Below are 20,343 nucleotides of genomic sequence, written 5' to 3' on the forward strand. Positions count from 1 at the left end.
AGCACGTCGCGCGCCTTGTCATCAGACAGGGCGCGCCGAGGTGCAGCGTTCCGACTGGACGAAACCGCGCTATTTTCGCTGCAGCATCTTCTTTATTTCGTCGACGTGCTCGTTGGCGCGCTGCGTGATGTTCGCCATCGTGTCGGCCTGCGACTTGCGTGCGATTTCCGCGAGATCCTTGATGTCTTCGAGCGCTTTCACGCAGGCATTGCGCACGAATTCGTTTTGCTTGCCCGGATCGCTGATGCCGGTTTTCGCCGCTTCCTGAATGTCCTGCATCGCGCGCGTGAGCATGTCGGTCTGCTTGCGGGCGAGTTGCTGCATGGACTCGTACGCGGTCTTGTTCGCTTCGACGATAGCCTCGATGTCCTTCTTGCGCGATTCGACCAGTGCCGACATGTCGACGCCGGGCACCTTGAACTGTTCGAGCATCCTGGTCAGATCTTCGAAGGGATTCTTTGGGTCAGCCATGACTGTCTCCTGGGTTGTTTGTGTGATGCGGAGGGCTCGGATCGCGATGCTGGATTCGCGGAACGCTCGTGCGGTTCGCCGGCCTGGGGTGGCGCGTCGAGAACCGGGCCTCGCGGACATCACTTTACGCCGTCCGGGCGCAGCGTGCTCCGCGCTTTGCACAAGATGTTCCGTGGTTACGCCGTGTATAGCGTGATGAGAAAGATCGCGAATCGGTAGCCTAGAACGATGAGGCCAGCCGTCAGCGCCAAAGTTGCCGCTTTAAGGAGCCTTGTCACACCGTGAGAGCCGAAGACTGGGTTCAAAGCCAGGAACACATAGCCGCCACAGAGGCTCAGATTGAGGATCGAAAGAAGGTTGTCGACGACGGGTGAATCGAGTCCGAGGCCGCCAAGATGGACCTCGATGGCCGCGACGCCGAGCGCGAGCGAGAACAGCAACAGCAAGAACGCATAGAGATGGAGCGAGAAATAGACAAATGTGACGAATGGCTTGCGCGCGCGGAGGAAGGTCATCCACAACAGCAGCGTGAACGGAATCACCATGAGAATAATGAGTGACTTGGCATTGAGCACCGCCGCACGGTCGAAAATGGACGTGTACTGGGGCAGGTCCGTCCGTAGTTTCGCGACGCGTTCGGCCACCAGCGACCGCGCGAGCGGACTCCAGTCCTGAAGATAGAGATGGGACTGCAGCGTCGAGCCGAAGACCTGAGTGTCGGTCAGCGACTGCATTGCGAAGAAGAACGCGTTGGCGATGAGAAACAGTTGGAACGGCGGCACATAAGGCATCCGCTTTCCGTTCAGATGCGCGACCGTCAGCTCGCCGGGATGACGCAGCAAAATCCAGATCGTGCGAAGCAGGCGCCCGTCGATGGTCGTCGCCGCGTGCAGGAGCTTCGCTCCGATCCCGCGCAGGGTCAGGTCGGGAGGCCGGAGCGGGCTCTCGCCGCACATCGGGCAGAACGGTGTGATGACGTGATTGGCGCACGTCGGACATATCCAGGGTTCGGTCGCAGACATGACGTCCTCCGTTGGACCGCTCGTACACATGGACTAACAGAGTCGGACTAACAGAGTCGATCGTGAGCCCTGCGGCCGTATCATCTGCGCGATGCAGCGACGAATCCCACCCGTCAAGGGGGCGCCACGGGCTGTGCGCCATAGAAGCAGTTTAGACGACGAACGGCTCCGCACATGCTGCGGACAGGCGCGGTAGCTCGGACTCCCGAGCTACCGCGCGCCACTACTACGCGGCGCGCTCAGGCAACCTGGACAGCAATGGCCCGAGACCTTCGGCAATAGTCAAATGGGAGATCACGGCATCCCGGAGTTTCGGATACGGAAGCTCTGCGATCATCGCCGTCTGCACCGCGGCCAGCACTTCTCCCGCTTCGGAGCCGATCATCGTGAAGCCGAGAATGCGGTCGTCTTCCGCGCCGACGAGCACCTTCATGAAGCCCTGCGTTTCGTCGGTCGCTTCGGTTCGCAGCACACTGCTCATCGGTAGCGTGGCGACGCGCGTGGCGATGCCCTCGCGCCGCGCATCGGTTTCGCTCAGGCCGACGCGCGCAAGCGGCGGATCGGTGAACAGCGTGTATGGAATCAGCCGATCGCCAGTGCTGCGATGTCCGCCCGCCATGTTGTCGCGCACGATCCGGAAGTCATCGACGGAAACATGCGTGAATTGCGGGCTTCCCGCGACCTCTCCGATTGCCCACACATCGCGCGCCGACGTTTGCAGCCGATCGTTCACGCGGATATAGCCGCGCTCGTCCAGTTCGATGCCTGCACGCTCCAGGCCGATATCGGCGGTGTTCGGAATGCGCCCGGCCGCGACCAGAATGTCGCTGCCCTCTACGGTCTGCTCGCCCGAAGACGTGCGCACGACGACGCGCACCTGCGTGCCCGAGTGTCCTTCGACGCGGATCGTCTGCGCGTCCAGCACGACGTCGATCTCTTCCGCGCGAAGTATGCGCAGCATTTCGTCGCCGATGTCCGCGTCTTCGCGGGCCATCAGTCGGGCACCGCGCTCGATGATCGTCACGCGGCTGCCGAAGCGCCGATACGCCTGCGCCATCTCGACGCCGATATAGCCGCCGCCCATCACGATCAGATGCGATGGCGCGCGATCGAGATCCAGCGCGCCGATGTGCGTCAACGGATCGGCCGACGCCAGGCCCGGCACATCCGGAATCGCGGCATGCGTGCCGACATTGACCACCACCTGATCGCCGCCGAGCGTGCGGGTGCCGCCGTCATTGAGCTGCACCTCGATGGTCTTCGGCCCGACGAACCGTCCGACGCCCATGATCAGCTCGGCGCCGCTCGATGCATACGCCTGCACGTGAAACGCGGCTTCCCGTTCGACCATGCCGCGCTTGCGATCGCGAACCTTCGCCATATCCACGGCGACGGCTCCCGTCGCTACGCCGAAATCGGCGGCATGCCGCGTCAGATGCGCCACGCGCGCGCTCCAGATTTCATTCTTGCTGGGCAGACACGCGACCGCGGGACACGAGCCGCCTACCCACTGCCGCTCGACCACGGCGACGCGCTGCCCCGAGCGCGCCAGATGCCATGCCAGAAGCTTGCCGCCCTGACCACTACCGAGAATCAACGTATCGAACTGTTCGATCTGAGACATGACCTTCTCCCAATCAGCTAACGGATGAATCGATGTGGAGCGGACGGATCCGCTCGCGAGTGTCGGCATTACTCGACGGGCGGAAAATCGACGTCGGTGTCGTTGATGCGGTTGAACGTGTTGGTGAAGATCGTCATCGCAATCGCCAGCGATATCTCCGCCAGTTGCGAATCGCGATAACCTGCCGCGCGAATGGCGGCGAGTTCGTCAGCGCCGATCGTGCCGCGCGTCGTCTGCAAAAGCCGCACGAAGCGGATCAGCGCATCGCGCTTGAGATCACCGGTCGGCTGGCCGGCGCGAATCTGCCTGAGCGCTTCCGGCGTCAGACCGGTCATCTTGCCGAGCATCACGTGCGCGGCTACGCAGTAGTCACAACCCGTCTGCTCGCTGACCAGCAGCTTGATGGTTTCCAGATCCTGCTTGCTCAGGCTGCTGGCGGCCAGCGCGCCTTCGGCGTCGAGCGCGGCGTTCAGCGTCGCGGGCGCGAGATGGCCGAGCGCCGCGAACAGATTCGGCACGCTGCCGCCCGCGATCTTGCGAACGCGTGCGTAGACGTCGGCGGTGTCGCCGGTGGCGTTAGCGACGGCGGGAATGGAGATGCGGCTCATGGTGGACCTCATTCGGTGGTGGTTAGGAGCCTCCACTTTAGGGTCGCCGGATGAGCTTGTTGAGTCGCTAAATTCTCAATATCATGCTCAAAAGTCTCATCGTTTCATTCGAGGTAAGCATGTCGATGTCGATCGATTGGCTGAGCCGCCTGCTCGGCATGATGACCGTGCGCGGCCAGCTCGAACTTCGTTGTTCGTACGGCGCGCCGTGGGAAGTGATTTACGCCGATTCGGACGCGGGCGAGATGCCGTATCACATCGTGCTCGGTGGATCGGCCGTGCTGGAGACGCCGGGCGGTGGCAAGCCGCAACATCTGCGCGCAGGGGACATCGTGATGCTCACGCACGGTTCGGCGCATACGCTTCGCGATGGCAGCGGGGCGCGGCCGAAGCCTGCCCGGCAACGCGCGGCGCTGAACCTGATCATCAGCGAAAACAAGGGCGCCGGCGAGCGTCTGGATATGCTGTGCGGACGGATCATCCTGGCGCCGCCGCATGACCGCTTCGTTCGTGCGTATCTGCCGGCGCGGCTCGTCGTCCGTACGTCGACAGCGAAGGGCAGCGGGCAGGGCGCGGCGCTGGAACAGTTGAATGGTCTCGTCGCGTTGATGCGGACGGAATCGATCGCCGACAATCTCGGCGGCTACGCGATGATGAACGCGCTGTCGGCGGCGCTTTTCGCGCTGGCGTTGCGTGCGAGCGCGGAGTCCGACGAAGCGCCCGCCGGTCTGCTGACGCTCGCGGGACATTCGCGTCTGTCGCCCGCGCTCGCCGCGATCTTCAACGATCCGGCGCGCGACTGGACGCTGCCGGAACTGGCGAGTCTATGCAGCATGTCGCGCGCGACGTTGATCCGTCATTTTCAGAACAAGGTGGGACGTTCACCCATCGATCTGCTGACCAGCGTCCGAATGGCGCTGGCGGCAAACGAGTTGAAGAGGCCAGGCGTCTCGACGGAAGTGGTGGCCGAGACCGTCGGCTATCAATCCGTGGCGGCCTTCAGGCGTGCGTTCAGTCAGCACTTCGACATGACGCCGGCGCACTGGCGGCGCTCGAATGTGGAGACGCAGCAGGCGCGTGTCAAGGACTGAGGATACGCGCCCGCGCTCACGATCGCGTTCAGGCGGAGAACTGCATCGCGAGCTCGTCGTCCTTGATGCTGGCGATGGGTTGCAGTATCGAGCTATCGAACTGCCTCGGTTCGCGCCCGCTCGCGAGCATCATCGGCAGATCGGGATTGGCGAGCGCGCCGCGTCCGACCGTCACGATGTCCGCGCCGGACCCGAGCGCATGGGCTATACGTTCGGCCGTGTGCAAGCCGCCGTTCGCGATGATCGTCGCGTTCGGCGCATAGCGGCGAGCCAGCGCGATGAGGCTGTCGCGCGTGCCTTCGAATGCGGGCTGCCACGCTTCGTGCTCGGTCACGTGGATGAAGTTCACGCCTGCGTCGGCGAGCGTGCCGAAGATCACTTCGGCGTCCGCCTCGCCGCCGGGCCACTTCGACGCGAAATCGTTGACCTTGCCCTGCGAGATGCGGATGCCGACCGGCACTGCATCGCCGACGCCGAGCCGCACCGACTTCACGACATCGACGAGCAGTTGTACTCGCGCCCTCGTGCTGCCACCCCAACGGTCGTTTCTGAGATTCGTGTGTGCGCCTAGAAACTGGTCGAGCAGATAGCCATTCGCGCCGTGAATTTCCACACCGGCGAATCCCCCGATATTCACCGCGCGCTGCGCCGCCTGCACGAAGCCCCGGATCGCCTCGTCGATCTCGGCATCCGTCATCTGCCTGGGTTCGGGATACGGTCCATCGCCGTAATAGAACGCCATCTGTTCGCCTTTGGGCCGCACGGCCGATGGCGCCACCGTGTGCTTGCGATAAGCATTGCCCTGACTCAGCGCGCCTGCGTGCATCAGTTGCGCGAACACGCTTGCGCCATGTGCCTGCATGTCGCGATTGAAGTCTGCCCATGCGCGCGCCTGTTCGTCATCGGCCAGGCCAGGCTGAAAACGGTATCCTTGCGAAAACGCCTTGTCGGTATAGATACCTTCTGTCGTGACAAGACCGAAGCCGCCTTTCGCGAACCGGCCGTAGTAGTCGAACATCGTCTGTGTCGGATGGCCGTATTCGGTGGCCGTGATGCGCGTCATCGGGGCGACTGCGATGCGGTTGCGCACTGCAATGCCGTTGCCGTCGTACGGGGAAAGGATCTGCGAGGTGAAGTCGTTCATTTCGCGGCTCGTCAAGGAAGGAAAGTGACTTCATCCTAGGCGTTGGGAGGGCGGGGAAACAGACATCGAATGGTGAAGCCGCCGTAACGTTATCGGATATAAACCATGTTCCTTCCAGACGTTCGAACCTTCCTCGCCGTTGCGTCGGCGGGCAGTCTTTCGGCTGCGGCGCGCCAGCTCGACGTCGTTCCCATGCAGGTGTCGCGTCGCATCGCCGCGCTGGAAGAAGATCTCGGCGTGCGTCTTTTTCATCGCACGACCCGGTCGCTCACGCTGACTGCCGAAGGCGAAGCGTTCGTCCCGTTCGCCTCAGCGATGGTGGATGCGGAATCCGGTGCGCGCGCCGAGCTCAGCCCGTCGCAGGGAAAGGCATCGGGCGTGCTTCGTCTGACGGCGCCGAGCGGGTTCGGGCAATCCGTCGTGCTGCCCATGCTTGCGAGTTTGCTCGAAGCCAATCCGGAACTTCGCATCGACCTCGATCTTTCGGATCGTCAGGTCGATATCGTCGGGCAGGGCCTCGACGTGGCCTTGCGGATTGCGCCCCTGGAGGACTCCGAGCTGGTGGCCAAGAAGATCGCTCCCAATCCTCGCCTCGTTTGCGCCGCGCCGGCCTATCTGAAGAAACACGGACGACCTTCGACGGTTGCCGATCTGGACAATCACGCCTGTATCCGACTGAGTGCGGTGCGACGGTGGCCGCTTGTCGTCGACGGAGCGTTGATCCGCAAGCGCGTGGATGCTTGTTTCACCACGACGAGTGTCGAAGCGGCGCGAACCGCTGCCGTGCAAGGTCTCGGACTCGCGCAGTTGACATATTGGGACGTCTTTCGACAATTGGCCGACAACTCGCTGGTGCAGATTCATTTGGAGGATGCAGCGATGGAGGACTTGTCGGTCTGGGCGGTGATGCCGAGCCGGCGATACGTTCCCAACAGGGTGAGTGTCTTTCTCGGCGCGCTGCAAAGTCAGATCGCCGAACTCGGCGAAGGACATCGACGCTGAACGCTGGCTGCCTGATCAACAGGAAATCAACAAGAAATGTTGGCCGCCGAACATTCGCCGCAAGGAAAGACCGTCCACAACTCTTCAACCGCCTATAAATAGCGGGGCTTGAATCAGCACACCCGGCGCGCTTTGTCATCTGGAAGCCGAAGCGGACCGTTCGACTCACCGAAAACATGGAGTTCTTATGACTAAGCTAAGTAATAAGGTTGCCCTTGTGACGGGCGGTTCGAGGGGCATCGGCGCGGCCATTGCGAAGAGACTGGCCGCAGACGGCGCGCGCGTGGCGATTACTTTCTCCAAGGGCAGCGATGCGGCCGAAAACGTAGTCAAAGAAATAAAAAGCGCCGGCGGAGAAGCGATCGCGATCCAGGCAGATGCAGCGAAGCCGGAAGCGATCAATCAGGCGGTGCAGCAGACGGTTGCCGCATACGGTGGCCTGGACATCCTGGTCAATAATGCGGGGACGGCGATTCCGAAACCCTTCGAAGAGACGACTATCGAGGAACTCGATCACGTCATCAACCTGAATGTTCGAGGCGTGTTTCTGACAACGCAGGCAGCCCTCAAGCATTTGAAGGCCGGCGGTCGCATCATCAATATCGGCTCGTGCGTCGGAGAGCGAATGATGACTCCGGGCCTCGTCCCATATTCTGCGACGAAGGCGGCCATACGGATGTTCACGCAGGGCCTGTCCCGGGAAGTCGGCGAACGAGGTATCACGGTCAACAATATTCAACCCGGTCCTATCGACACGGATCTCAATCCTGCGGCGGGCGATTGGGCAGCGCCCCAATTGGCGATGACCGCGCTCAAGCGATACGGGAAAGTCGATGAAATCGCGGCAATCGTTGCTTTCATTGCCAGCGATGAGGCGGCGTACATCACCGGGGCGAATCTTACGATCGACGGCGGCACGAATGCCTAGCGTCAGGGGCACTCAGATCATTCGCTTGCTTTCCGCTTCTTGTCCCGGCCCGTGGTGAACGTCGACTCGACTGGCAAGCCGCACTGATGAATCCGTACGGCTTGCCTGCCTCATGAAATGCCTCGCAAGGCGCTCAGCTCGCCTGACCCGAGCCGATCTCCGCGCCCGTGACTGGATCACTTGACGGATCGGAAGCTGTCCGTGCCGCCATCGCTTTGAGCACCTCGACATCGGCCTGATTGACGCCTACGCGTGCTGTCCCGTCTCCGCCATCGACTGCCGGTTGCGGATCCTCGATGAACTTCCAGTCGTTTCCCTCATTCCATGGGCCACGCGCGTCCTCGCCCTGCGACATGTTGTAGTAGACGCTCGCGTATTCCGGCACGCCCGGCAATTTGCCCTGCGGGAAGTTGGGCTGGATGGAATGCAACGCTTTCTCGAATGACTTCTGATGCGCGATTTCACGGGTCATCAGAAAACCGAGCGCATCCTTGATACCCGCATCGTCCGTCACATTGATGAGCCGCTCGTAGACGATTTTTGCGCGGGCTTCCGCGGCGATGTTCGAGCGAAGATCAGCGGTCGGCTCGCCGATCGTGTCGATGTAGGCGGATGTCCATGGAACGCCGGCGGAATTGGTGAGGGCAGGTCCGCCGCCGTACAGCAGCGCCGTCGTGTGCGAGCCGTTGCCGTTACCCGTCATCGAGCGGTACAACTCGGCCTCCGACTCGACCGCTTCGGCAAGCTGGCCTTTCGCGCCCTTGTTGAGCATCGCGACAATCGAGCCGATGATTTCGAGGTGACTCAGTTCTTCCGTTGCGATGTCGAAGAGCAAATCCTTCCGACCGGGATCGTCTTCACTGACGGCCTGGGTGAAATATCGGCACGCGGCGGCCAATTCGCCTTGCGGACCGCCGAACTGCTCGAGCAGCAGATTGGCGAGCCCCGGATTGGGTGCAGCCACGCGGACGGTGTACTGGAGGCGCTTGTTATGAACGAACATGAACCACTCCTTTTCGTTAGGACGACCTGAGCCACTGCGCTGACGGCGAGTCGCGCAGGTCAAAAGTTGACTGTTTGGAAGTGCCTTGCAACGGCAGGCCGAGGCACGCGGATGCGTTACTGGCCTACTCGGTTCAAGGTCTCGGAGCGAATGCCCCGGCGTGTGCCCAGCCCGAACATGTTCGGGCGGTTGAGGCCGGCTCGGTTGTCCGGCAGCAACGTAGGCGCGAGATAAAACGAATGGTTGAGCGTTTCGGGACGGCATCGGACGTCACGACTTCGCTGGGAGGTGTTCCGCAAACGCCGTACCCGGCACGCGCTAACCTTTGTCGCTAGACCGACATCTGATCCGCGGTCTTCTTGAGTTGCGACACGAAATGATCTGCAGAACTCCTCGACTTCCAGCGTGCCGCGAAGGCGCGGCTACGTCGAGGAAAAGGCGTTTCCGGGTCGGCGCGGGCTGCGTCCGCGCGTGAGCGAGAACCTCCGCGACCCCGATGCGCCCACGGTCGGTCTGGGCTGGACGCACTGGCAAGTGGCAAACATTCCGCCGTCGCACAACGACAGTCCAGGAAGGACCGAGATCTCGTTCCGTTCCTGGGGTCTGTGCGCGACGTGCTCGTTCATAGGCAGACAGCGCTATTGCGACCGCAACCCGAACACGGCGACGCCATTCTTCGCGCCCACGTACACCTTGCCGTTCGCGATCATCGGCGTGATGAACTTGTTGCCCGCACCGAACTGGTCGCGCCCACCGGCATCGACGCTGCTGTAGAGCTGGTGATTGAGATTGGTCGCGTCGTAGGCGCGCAGAACGCCGATCGACCCGTTCTCCGCCGCCCACAGAATCGCGTTCGACGTGCCGTTCGCCGAAATGCTCGGCGTCGCGCCCGGGAAGCCGAACGAGTTCAGCGTCTGACTCGACGGCGTTCGCGACAGCGCGGCGTTCGTTACCGTGAACGCCTTGATGTTGTCGCCGACCGAGCCGAAATAGACCCTGTTGTTGAAGTATGCGGGTGCGCCGAACATCGGTCCGCGTATCTGGCCGACGAGCTCCTGATAGATGTGATCTGCATTCGAATCGAACTTGCCCATCGACCAGCGGTTCACGACATAGATCGTCGAGTTCTTGCCCGCGCCGACCGCGAGACGCCAGACCTTGCCGTTTGCATCGGTGAAATCGGGCAAGACCATCGCGCCGCCGGAACCCAGGTCTTCGTCCTCGTTCGATTCCTGCACCGTGTTCGACGGCTGGAAGTAGTCCTGCACTCTCAACGGCCCGAGGTTCAGCCGCAGGAAGCCATTGCCGAAATCGCCGTTGATCGGCATCTCGTGCTCGTTCTGCGTCGGGTCGAAGGTGCCGTTGGCATCGAGGAAATAAATCGATTCGCCGTCCGATGCAAGGCCCGCGCCGCTCATCCAGATCGAGCCCATCTGACCGTTCGGCGTGACGTTCAGCACGCTCGCCTGCTGCAGCGTGTTCGCGTCATAGCCCATGACCCAGCCGGTGTACGGCATGAAATCGCAATGCGATGTCCACGCGGTGTACACGACGCCGTTGAGCAGGAGCAACGACGCGCGCTCGGCGTACTGGCCCGGATCGAACGTGAGCGTGCCGTTCTGGCTGCCCGCGCCGTTGCCGGGATAGGTCGCGCGGATTTCGGTCGGGCCATTGAAGAGCTCGGCGCCCGTCGTGATGTCGAGCGCGTGGATGCGCTGGTGATAGCCGCCCGACGCGTCCTTCGACATCCCCACGACATACATCGCGCCGTTCGGTCCGCGCCCGCGATCGATGACGGGTGTCGCCGTCACACCGATGGTCGGCGTGATCTGATTGCACTTGTGGTCGTCGCTCGGATTCTCGCCGTTACCGAGCGTCGAGACTTTCCATAGCGTCGCGCCGCTATCGGCATCGAACGCGTAGACGCTCCCGTTCTCCGTCGCGACGTACACGACGTTATGCGCGGCCCCCGCGATCGGGACGCCCGCCAGAAAGAGCGGCTGGGCATCGACGGCGCCATCGACGGAATAGAAAGCGAGCTTGCCGAACGTGTTTTGATTGACGTTCGCGAGCGTGAGGGTCGTTTCAGCGAGTTGCTGGCCAGTGCGAGCGATGTCGTTGTGCCAGGTGACGACGTCCATCGCGTTGCCGGGCGACGATGCATTCGCGACGCTCGAAGCGGCCGGGCTCGCTGCGGCCGATGTTGCACCGCCGCCGGAGTCGCCGCCACTGCACGCGGCGATGATTGCCGCGATCAGCACGGCGCCGAGTGCGGCGGCAAAAGCGGAAAAGCGCGCGTTCATTTGCATTCTCTTTCTCCGGAAGGGCCGGAACGGACAACGCGGTGTCGGGCAACATCGTGCTGCAACAGAGCAATCGTGATGCCCCGTAGCAGCGTCTACCCGCAAACCAGCGCATCAGCGAGGCGAGGAAGCCGTCGAGCGCAGTGAGTGACGCCAATCGGCCGCTATTGAACATCGAGAAACGGAGGGCGAGCGATCAGCCTGGCTTACAAAAGAGCGCGTCAGCTTTGCTCGCGACTCGGGGCGCCCTGCGGGATGGTGACGGAGAACAGGAACAGTCTCGCCACCGAACGTTCGGGCAACGTGGAAGGCTCTTTACCGATTGAAAGCTATCGCAAATCGCGGAGGGAAGCAATCGCGCAGGTTTTACAGTGCGCTTTCGAACCCGAAAGCGCCGTCGGCCATACGTTGCCGGGATACAAAAACGAATGTGTCCAAATGCACATATTTACCTACTTATTTCGTGTTTCGAATTTTCATTGCCGATTTGGGCTGCTAATCTTTGACGCAATGGTCATGCAAATCGCAACGCCTGACTGTGCGCATTTCCGAAATGTAAGTCTCACCTTGAGAGCCCTCACCGGGGATCATGAACGTGCCGATGACGACGATTTCGGAAAGCCGCGAAACGATGCCCGACAGCATTACATCCGGCATGCATGCACCTGCGCCATCACCAGCTCGCCGCTCGCTGCTTTGCCAGATGGCCGCGCTGGCTCTTGGTGCAGTATCGTCGCCCGCGTTCGCGCAGCATGGCGATCTGGGACTCGTCACGCCGCCCGTTCGTCTCGACGATGCCTGGCTCGTCGATCAGACCGGCGAGAAGCGTCTGCTCAGCGACTTGCTGCACCAGCGCGTGACCGCACTGCAAACGGTCTACACGGGTTGCGGCACGATATGTCCCTTGCAAGGCGCGCTGTTCAGCGCGGTTCAGGGACGGATTGCGCAAATCCCCGCGCGTCGTCCCATGCGTTTGCTGTCGGTCGGGATCGATCCGCTTTCGGATTCACCCTCGGCATTACGCGCGTGGCTCGCGCGCTATCAGGCGAGTTCCGCGTGGAATGCGGCGACGCCGGCACTGGCCGATGTGGACCGGATGCGCGCGGCGCTGTCGGGCAGCAACGCGCCTCTCGGCGACATCGCTGACCATTCCACGCAAGTCTATTGCTTCGATGCCAACGCGATGTTGCGCTGGCGAAGCGCCGATCTTCCTCGTGTCGAAGACATCTGCGATGTACTCGGCGCGCTCGCGCGTACGTAACCCGCTTCATGTACGGGGGGCAACCATGCCTGCAATCCGTTCGACGAGCCACGCGTCCAGCCTGCTCGTCCAATGCATGCGCTTCTTGCTGCTCGTCGCGTTGCCGCTGGCATTAGCGGGCATGCCGCACGCCGTCCGCGCGCAAAGCTCGGCGCCCATCACGCTGAGCGGCACCAGCCTGTGCGCCGACGTCAGCGGCGAGTCCAGAACGCCGGGCGCGCCCGTGATTTCGTGGACCTGCACGGGCGGCGCGAATCAGCAATGGTTCCCGTCCGCTACCGGCACGCGATACAACCTCATCAATCAGAACAGCGGCCTGTGCATGGACGTGTCGGGCCAAAGCCTGAGCCCGGGCGGTCCCATCATCCAGTGGACCTGCAATGGCGGCACGAATCAGACCTTCTCGTTGACGCCGCAGGGCGCGGGCTATGCGATCGTCGCGGGACATAGCGGCTTGTGCGTGACGGCATCGAGCACGACGTCGCAAGGAATCCAGTTGACGCAGCAGGTGTGCAACGCAAGCGCGACACAGACGTGGCAAGTGGCCGGCCTGCCGATACAGCATGCCGCATTGCCATCGAAGTGGACGACGCCTTATCAGTTGCCGCTCGTTCCGCTGGAAGCCGCCAATCTGCCCAATGGAAACGTGCTCGTCTGGTCGGCCGACGCCCCGCTCGACTTCACCGACAGCGCGAATCCGCCGGCGAGGACCTACACGGCGATCTTCAATCCATCGAACGGCACGAGTTCGCAAATGATCGTGACCAATACCGCGCACGACATGTTCTGCCCCGGCATTTCCAATCTCCCCGATGGCCGCATCTTCGTGACCGGGGGATTGAGCGTGCGACAGACCAGCATCTATTCGCCGACGACCGGCACATGGACCGCGAGCGATCAGATGAACATCCCGCGCGGCTATCAGGGCAGCGTGACGTTGAGCAACGGCAATGTGTTCGTCATGGGCGGTTCGTGGAGCGGAGGGCTCGGAGGAAAGTCCGGCGAAACGTGGACCTCGGGTTCGGGCTGGCGGGTCAATAGCGCGATCCTCGACGACTACATCCTCACGAACGACGCGAGAGGCCTGTTTCGCTCCGACAATCACGCGTGGATGTTCGCGGTCGGCAATGGACGCGTGTTCCATGCGGGACCGAGCCGGGCGATGCACTGGTTCGATACGGCAGGCAACGGCAACGTGAGCGCAGCCGGCAACCGTGGCAGCGACGGCGACGCGATGAACGGCAATGCGGTCATGTACGACGTCGGCAAGATTCTCGCGGTCGGTGGCGCGCCGAGCTACGATCAGTCGCCGGCCACGGCCAACGCGACGCTCATCGACATCAGCAGCGGCAACGCGACGACGCAGACCATCGCGCCGATGAGTTACCGGCGCGCGTTCAACAACAGCGTCGTGCTGCCGAACGGCCAGGTCGTCGTGATTGGCGGACAAACCTTCGCCGAGCCCTTCTCGGACAACAACGCGGTCCTCACCCCGGAGCTGTGGGACCCCGCGACCAACACGTTTTCCCCGCTCGCCCAGCAGGCCGTGCCGCGCACCTATCACAGCGTCGCGCTGCTGCTGAACGACGGACGTGTGCTGAGCGGCGGCGGCGGTCTGTGCGGATCATGTTCGACCAATCACACCGACATCGAGATATTGACGCCGCCATATCTGCTCAACGCCGACGGATCGGCCGCGTCACGTCCGACTCTCAGCTCCGTTCCGAGCGATGCGCAGCTCGGCACGACGATCGTAGTGACGGCCAGCAGGAGCACGCGCGCATTCGTGCTGATGCGTTCCTCATCGGTCACGCATTCGCTGAACAACGAGCAGCGGCGCGTGCCGCTCACGTTCAGCGTCGGCACCGCGGGGGAGTTTCAGTTGAACATTCCTTCCGATCCGGGCGTCGTGGTCCCCGGCTATTACATGCTGTTCGCGTTGAACGCCAACGGCGTGCCGAGCGTTTCGCGTGTGCTGCGCGTGCATTGAATGGCCCGACGCCGCTTCCTTGAAGCGCGGGCCGCAGGGATGCTCGTCGCATTCGTCGCGATGACGCCGCTCGCGCGCGCGCAGACCGCATGCGAATCCGCCGACATGGGCTGTGCAATCTTCAACGGACAACATCCGATGACCGCACATCTGCGCGACGACGATCGCCCGTTGCCTTCCTTTACGACGCGATGCGTCAATTGCCATGTGGGCACATCGACGAAACCCGCGTTCGCGCCGCCGCTGACGCACGACGCCTTGCTCGGCGCCGCAAGCCGCCGCGGCGGGCCGATCAGTCACTATGACGCGACGGCTTTCTGCCGCGCCGTGAAGGACGGCGTCGACCCGGCGGGCGTCCTGCTTCGCAAGTCGATGCCGCACTACCGGATTGCCGACACCGAATGCCAGGCGCTTTGGCAATACGTCATGCATCGATGAGGGCGGGTGCGATTGCTCAGTTGCGCTGAGACCGGCACGCTCACGTCGTGGTTGGTCGAAACCAGCGACAGTGCCGACGCTCCGCTCGTCAGGCCCGGCGATCCTTCTGAACGGGCAGGCTGCTCGAACTCGTTGCTGGCGTGAACGGCTTGCGCGGGGTCGGTGACAGACGTTGGTCTTGTGCTAGTTGGCTCGCGGTCTGCGGGCTCTCTGTGTACCGTAGTAGTCGGCCAATTGCAGTCAATCGCCGACTCGACACGGATGCCATTTGAATAACCGGTCGATAGCACAGAAGCGACGTTGACCCTCACGGCCGAAGCGAATTCTGGTGGTGTACGTCCTGAACGTAACGGTCCTCAGTCAAGCGCATGAAATGCTTGAGGCGCTTCCCTTAGGGAAGCGGCAGCTGATGACATTCTCGCTCCTTCCAATAAGCCCATTGAAGCCGTCGAGCAAGCTTTTGAGCTAAAGGAGGCGGGCATAATTGAGCCGATCCTTTGTAAGACGCCGCGCACGCAATCGCAACTGCCAAAACGGGCTGTTCATAAATGTACAGCTGTCCTGCGCCGTTGACCGTTCTTGTGATGGGGCTGCCCCTATACCATCATCCGTACCCCGTAAGCCAATTCAGGAGACGATGATGGCAGTGGTTAGTTTTTCCCGAGACGGTGATGTTGGCGTCCTGACGCTGAACAATCCCCCGCTCAACCTGTGGGACCGAGAACTCCTCGCAGACTGGAAAGCGGCGGTTGACGCCGCGTACCAGTCATCGATTCGCGCGTTGGTCGTACGTGCCGAAGGCCCTTACTTTTCCGGCGGCGCCGACGTGAAGATCTTTCGTGGCGTGTCGACCAAGGCGGCACGCGAGATGTTTGATCTATACCTGCCGGTCATCAGAAAGCTCGAAACGCTGCCTTTCCCCACGATCGCAGCAGTACAGGGGCTGTGTCTGGCGGCAGGAATGGAATTGGCGCTTGCCTGCGACCTCATCTGGGCGGGTGAATCGGCACGACTGGGACAAACCGAAGCAATGATCGGCACGAGCACGCTGCTCGGCGGGATTCAACGAATCACGGCACGGGCCGGTGCGGCGCGCGCCAGGGAAATGGTCTTTAGCGGTTCGCAGTATGACGCGCGCACGCTCGAGCGTTGGAACATCGTGAACCGTGTCGTTCCCGACGACCAGTTGAACGACGAAGTCATGAAGTACGCCAAAATTCTCGCGGCCGGGCCGACCGCGTCGCACGCTGTCGGCAAGGCGCTCATCAGGAAGTACCTCACTTCGGGTCTCGACGAAGCGGACCAGCATGTCCTCGACGCTGCCACGCCGCTGTTCGCGTCGACCGACATGCAACACGCCGTCGATGTGATCGTCGAGCACGGCGTTCGCAGCCTCGCGGAACGAGCAAAATTTATTGGTAGATAGTCAGGATACCTTAGGTAACCCGAAACGACTTCCTGAATCCTGGAGACACAAATGAACTTCGAAGCGTACAAGAACCTTTCCTTTTCCCGCCGAGGCCGCATCCTCACCATTGCGCTCAACAGGCCAGAAGCGCTCAACGCGGTCGACGGCGTCCTGCACGAAGAGCTGAGCCGCGTTTTCTTCGATGCCGCACGCGACGAGGAGTCCGACATCATCGTTCTGACGGGCACGGGACGCGCCTTCTGCGCAGGCGGCGATTTCGACTGGCTGCAGGAAATGATCGACGTCCCGGCCGAATACCACAAGGCCGGGACGGACGCGCGTCGCATCATCATGTCGATGCTCGAATGCGACAAGCCGATCATCGCCAAAGTCAATGGCGCAGCCGTGGGCCTCGGCGCGACCCTGGCGCTTTTCTGCGACGTCATCTTCGCGCACGAGAGCGCAAAGTTTGGCGATCCGCACGTCAGTGTGGGATTCGTCGCCGGCGACGGCGGCGCGGTAATCTGGCCGCAACTCATCGGTTATGCCCGCGCCAAGGAATATCTCATGACGGGTGACCTGATCCCGGCACCGGACGCGGCCCGGATGGGGCTGATCAATCATGTCGTGCCGGCGGCCGAACTCGACGCACGCGTCGACGAATTCGTGGATCGACTGCACGCCGGGGCGCGTCAGGCCATTCGGTGGACCAAAGCGTCGGTCAACATCGGCTTGAAGCAGCTTGCGTCTTCGATTCTCGACGCGAGTCTCGGGTATGAACTGCTGACCAACTACACGGAGGATCACCGCGAGGCCGTTGCCGCATTTCGCAGCAAGCGCAAACCCGTTTTCAACAAGGCGTCGTGATGGCTACCCAAGACAACCCGCATGACGCTGTTGTCCCGTTGCCCGAGGACATCGAGTGGAAAACGACGGTCGAGATCATCTGGGGGCATGCGAGCCGGCAACCGCACAAGCTCGCGCTCGTTGCATGCTCGCTCGATGGCACGATCAAGCGGCTGACATACGAACAACTCGCCAGTCGGGCCGAGGACGTGGCGGCTGGAATGCGTGACCACGGCATCGTGCCGGGCGATCGCGTTGCCATCGTGCTCGGGAACGCCGCAGCCTATGAATTCGTACTCACGGAACTCGCGTGCGCGCGCCTGGGTGCGGTCGCGGTCCTGATCAATCCCGGCTCGAAGCGCGACGAATTGCGGCACGCGCTGGATTTGACCGAATGCCGGGCAGTGGTTGCCGGGAAGGAGGTCGTCGCGGAGATTCGTGCATTGGGTTCGCAGTTGCCGGCAGTGGGACCGATTTTCGAAGTTCACAGGCAAGGCGAGACGGGCATCCTCGACTGGCAACTGCTCCTTGCGCCAAAGAGGGCTTTGGGTGCATCTCATCCACGCCCCAAATCGTCAGATGACGCCTATATCGTCATGACGTCGGGCACGACCGGAAAACCGAAGGCGGTCGTGCTGTCACACGCGAACAGCGTCGCCGGTGGCGCTGCAATGGCCAGGGGGTGGGGTATCCGTGCTGATGACATCGTGCAGACACCCATTCCGCTCACCACGAGTGCCGGGGCGTTCGTCTCGCGCATGGGTCCGTTCTTTGCCGGCACGACGCTGATCATCGATCCACCCTTCGACGCGGAGGTCACGTTCGCGCGGGCTCGCGCTGAAGGGACCACGGTGCTCGCGGTGGTGCCGTCGATCATCATCTTCATGACGGAGCAGTTCGTGCCGCAGCGGCATTCACTCGACACAGTCAGGTTGTTCTGTTTCGGTTCCGCGCCCATTACCGTATCCACACTGGAGCGCGTCAACAAGGTATTTCCGTGGATCAGACTGGGGCAGATCTATGGAATGACCGAGTCCGCAACGGTTGGATCCTATCTGTCTCCCGATGAGTTTTCGGAGCATCACGGTTCGATCGGGAAGCCTGTCTTGAGCCAGATGAGGATCGTGGATGAGAAGGATGCCGATGTCGAACCGGGAACACGGGGACAGATTCTCATTCGTGGACCCAGTGTGATGAAGGGTTATCACCGCGATCCCGAGGCAACCGCGAGTGCCTTGTCGGGCGGATGGCTTCACACGGGTGATATTGGGTACAGGGATGACAACGGGTACTTCTTTCACGTCGATCGTTCAAAAGACATGATCGTAAGAGGAGGGCACAAGGTCGGATCGGTGGAGGTCGAGAACGTTCTTCTTCAGCACAAGGCCGTGAAGGATGCGGCAGTCATTGCGGTGCCGCATCCGAAACTTGGGGAAGACGTCTTTGCGTTCGCGGTAGTCAGGGATGAAGCAGACGTTGACGTCCAGGAGTTGGTGCAGTTTTGCCGCGAGAAGCTGATTGACTACAAGGTCCCGAGGCGGATCGCATTGATCGGAGCGCTGCCGCGAAATCTGGCCGGGAAAATCGATAAACGCAAGCTGAGGCAAGACGCGCAAGACATCCTGACCAGCGTCAAATCGTTTCCTGAAAGGTGAAAGAATAATTCTATGAGCGCTTGTCCGGCACGGAAAGAAGGTTTTCCGTGCCGGCGCATGCGTTAGTCGGTCGACAGGAAAGGGCTGCCGGTGACGTCAGCTCCGGGGGCGAGGTGCAATCGGGAACAACGGTCTATGTCATCAGTTTCAGGCGGGTCAGGCGGCAGGGACTCCGCAGGGGCAGCGCTTACAGCATCGAAGCGGCCAGTTCGTGAACGAGCGGTCGATTGGGATTTGTACCGTTTCTTCGTCGCGGCAGCGGAGGCTGGCAGCCTTTCGGGTGCGGCAGAGCGGTTGGCGGTCAGCGAGCCCACGGTTGGTCGCAAGATCACCGAGCTGGAAGGATTGCTGGGTTGTTCGCTCTTTCTGCGTTCGACACGTGGCCTGGTCCTCACCCAGGCCGCACGACATATTTGCGACCGTGCATCAGTCATCGAAACCAGTATCGTCGAACTTCATAGACTGGCGTCGGGAGCATCCGATATCGGCACCGGCGTAGTTCGACTGTCCACCAGCGAAGGGATCGGGCAATACTGGATCTGCGGCCTGTTGCCTGGCTTCCTGGAGGCCAACCCTGGCGCCAGAGTCGAGCTGATCATCAGCAATCAGTCGATCGACCTTGGCAAGAGCGAGGCGGACGTGGCGCTCCGGCTCGGTTCTCCAGGTCCGGACTCTCTTTATGCGACGCGAGTGGCCAGCGTTGGTTTCGGACTCTATGCATCGAAGGAATACGTCCGTGTACACGGGCTACCCGGAAGTGACCGCGATCTGGCGAAGCATAGCTTCATAGGGATGTCCGGCAAGCTTGCCAGATTCGAGCCATCGGTCTGGTTGAATGGTTTCGCGCCGCACGAATGCACGATATCGTCCGATAGCCTGGGCTTCGGTTATCTTGCGGCTGAGAACGGGTTAGGTATCGCGCTGCTGGCCTGTATCGTGGGTAACAGCTCGGCGAACCTTGTGCGTATTCCATTCACGACCAAAGCGCCTGTGCTGCCTTTATGGCTGGTCACGCACGAAGGAACTCGCAAATTGCCAGGTGTCAAAGCACTGGCGCAGTATATTCGGACACAGGCGCAGCATAAGGCTGCTGACTTTGGCGGCAGCAACTGAGTATCTGGACAATCACCGCGCCGGGGTGAATGACGCACGGTCTCTGATCTCATGGAGGTTGTACGGTGAGATCAGGCACTGCGCAAGCGCTTCGTAGTCAGGGATGAATCTCAGCACGTCTCCGGCTTTCAATGGCCGCTCACATCGGGTTACGTCAAACACTGTGTAGTCGGACGTGCTCCCGATATACCTTGCGCCGCGATCCAGGCACCGGAGCCCTTCAGGCACGGTGTTCAACGAGCCGAAGTTCACGACCGCCCGCTTCATCGTTTCGGTATTCCGACCGTCGCAGTAGCGTGGTTTATCCTTGATCTCTAGTATCTCCCCAGAATAAACAAATGCATCGCTGAAAAGGTCGGTGTGAACGGCCGGCCGGCCCGGCGACGTGCCAAGAAAGATCGCTTCGCCGACTCGCAGTTCGTTGGCCATGCCTTAG

At 61.7% G+C, this 20,343-nt stretch carries 17 protein-coding genes; 10 read left to right on the forward strand and 7 right to left on the reverse strand.

Annotated elements, in window-relative coordinates; translation table 11 throughout:
• Nucleotides 1–69 precede the first annotated feature (69 nt).
• From PQR08_RS31240 to PQR08_RS31255, 4 genes are all read right to left on the reverse strand, one after another.
• The gene (locus PQR08_RS31240; protein WP_238287472.1) at nucleotides 70–471 is read right to left on the reverse strand and encodes a phasin family protein; all 402 of its coding nucleotides are present in this window, start codon (nucleotides 469–471) and stop codon (nucleotides 70–72) included.
• A gap of 176 nt (nucleotides 472–647) precedes the next feature.
• Nucleotides 648–1,493, reverse strand: coding sequence for a DUF3667 domain-containing protein (locus PQR08_RS31245; RefSeq protein ID WP_250487712.1), 846 nt, complete (start codon nucleotides 1,491–1,493; stop codon nucleotides 648–650).
• Between the two features lie 226 nt (nucleotides 1,494–1,719).
• The gene (locus PQR08_RS31250) at nucleotides 1,720–3,117 is read right to left on the reverse strand and encodes a mercuric reductase (protein WP_250487713.1); all 1,398 of its coding nucleotides are present in this window, start codon (nucleotides 3,115–3,117) and stop codon (nucleotides 1,720–1,722) included.
• Nucleotides 3,118–3,185: 68 nt separating this feature from the next.
• Nucleotides 3,186–3,725 carry a carboxymuconolactone decarboxylase family protein gene (locus tag PQR08_RS31255; protein WP_238213115.1) on the reverse strand — a complete coding sequence of 180 codons (540 nt, stop codon included), beginning with the start codon at nucleotides 3,723–3,725 and terminating at the stop codon, nucleotides 3,186–3,188.
• Nucleotides 3,726–3,844: 119 nt separating this feature from the next.
• Between PQR08_RS31255 and PQR08_RS31260 the strand changes: the two genes are divergently transcribed.
• Nucleotides 3,845–4,816: a cupin domain-containing protein gene (locus tag PQR08_RS31260; protein WP_250487714.1), complete on the forward strand. Its 972-nt coding sequence runs from the start codon at nucleotides 3,845–3,847 to the stop codon at nucleotides 4,814–4,816.
• A gap of 28 nt (nucleotides 4,817–4,844) precedes the next feature.
• Here the strand turns inward: PQR08_RS31260 and PQR08_RS31265 are convergent, their stop codons facing one another.
• Nucleotides 4,845–5,960 carry an NADH:flavin oxidoreductase gene (locus PQR08_RS31265; RefSeq protein WP_250487715.1) on the reverse strand — a complete coding sequence of 372 codons (1,116 nt, stop codon included), beginning with the start codon at nucleotides 5,958–5,960 and terminating at the stop codon, nucleotides 4,845–4,847.
• Between the two features lie 105 nt (nucleotides 5,961–6,065).
• On the opposite strand from PQR08_RS31265, the gene PQR08_RS31270 reads away from it, so the two are divergent.
• A complete protein-coding gene (locus PQR08_RS31270; RefSeq protein WP_250487716.1) occupies nucleotides 6,066–6,962 on the forward strand; it encodes a LysR family transcriptional regulator in 897 nt (298 codons plus the stop codon).
• A gap of 187 nt (nucleotides 6,963–7,149) precedes the next feature.
• Nucleotides 7,150–7,890, forward strand: coding sequence for an SDR family NAD(P)-dependent oxidoreductase (locus tag PQR08_RS31275; RefSeq protein WP_250487717.1), 741 nt, complete (start codon nucleotides 7,150–7,152; stop codon nucleotides 7,888–7,890).
• A gap of 133 nt (nucleotides 7,891–8,023) precedes the next feature.
• Here PQR08_RS31275 and PQR08_RS31280 read toward each other — a convergent pair whose 3' ends face one another.
• Nucleotides 8,024–8,893 carry a manganese catalase family protein gene (locus PQR08_RS31280; RefSeq protein WP_250487718.1) on the reverse strand — a complete coding sequence of 290 codons (870 nt, stop codon included), beginning with the start codon at nucleotides 8,891–8,893 and terminating at the stop codon, nucleotides 8,024–8,026.
• 638 nt (nucleotides 8,894–9,531) lie between these two features.
• Nucleotides 9,532–11,196: an outer membrane protein assembly factor BamB family protein gene (locus PQR08_RS31285; RefSeq protein ID WP_250487733.1), complete on the reverse strand. Its 1,665-nt coding sequence runs from the start codon at nucleotides 11,194–11,196 to the stop codon at nucleotides 9,532–9,534.
• 601 nt (nucleotides 11,197–11,797) lie between these two features.
• Here PQR08_RS31285 and PQR08_RS31290 point away from each other — a divergent pair.
• From PQR08_RS31290 to PQR08_RS31320, 7 genes are all read left to right on the forward strand, one after another.
• A complete protein-coding gene (locus tag PQR08_RS31290) occupies nucleotides 11,798–12,457 on the forward strand; it encodes an SCO family protein (protein WP_250487719.1) in 660 nt (219 codons plus the stop codon).
• A 25-nt stretch (nucleotides 12,458–12,482) separates the two neighbouring features.
• Complete coding sequence (locus PQR08_RS31295) at nucleotides 12,483–14,447, forward strand: RICIN domain-containing protein (RefSeq protein WP_250487720.1); 1,965 nt, start codon at nucleotides 12,483–12,485, stop codon at nucleotides 14,445–14,447.
• A 39-nt stretch (nucleotides 14,448–14,486) separates the two neighbouring features.
• On the forward strand, nucleotides 14,487–14,885 hold the full coding sequence (locus tag PQR08_RS31300) for a hypothetical protein (RefSeq protein WP_408163516.1): 399 nt from the start codon (nucleotides 14,487–14,489) through the stop codon (nucleotides 14,883–14,885).
• A gap of 637 nt (nucleotides 14,886–15,522) precedes the next feature.
• A complete protein-coding gene (locus PQR08_RS31305) occupies nucleotides 15,523–16,311 on the forward strand; it encodes an enoyl-CoA hydratase/isomerase family protein (protein WP_250487722.1) in 789 nt (262 codons plus the stop codon).
• Nucleotides 16,312–16,362: 51 nt separating this feature from the next.
• Entirely contained in the window at nucleotides 16,363–17,160 is a 798-nt protein-coding gene (locus tag PQR08_RS31310) for an enoyl-CoA hydratase/isomerase family protein (RefSeq protein ID WP_250487723.1), read from the forward strand.
• The gene (locus PQR08_RS31315; RefSeq protein ID WP_250487724.1) at nucleotides 17,160–18,794 is read left to right on the forward strand and encodes a class I adenylate-forming enzyme family protein; all 1,635 of its coding nucleotides are present in this window, start codon (nucleotides 17,160–17,162) and stop codon (nucleotides 18,792–18,794) included. The genes PQR08_RS31310 and PQR08_RS31315 overlap by 1 nt, the downstream gene beginning before the upstream one ends.
• A 234-nt stretch (nucleotides 18,795–19,028) precedes the next feature.
• On the forward strand, nucleotides 19,029–19,907 hold the full coding sequence (locus PQR08_RS31320; protein WP_250487725.1) for a LysR family transcriptional regulator: 879 nt from the start codon (nucleotides 19,029–19,031) through the stop codon (nucleotides 19,905–19,907).
• The last annotated feature ends 436 nt before the right edge of the window (nucleotides 19,908–20,343 follow it).

It is taken from the genome of Caballeronia jiangsuensis (assembly GCF_046030135.1).
GTDB lineage: Bacteria > Pseudomonadota > Gammaproteobacteria > Burkholderiales > Burkholderiaceae > Caballeronia > Caballeronia jiangsuensis.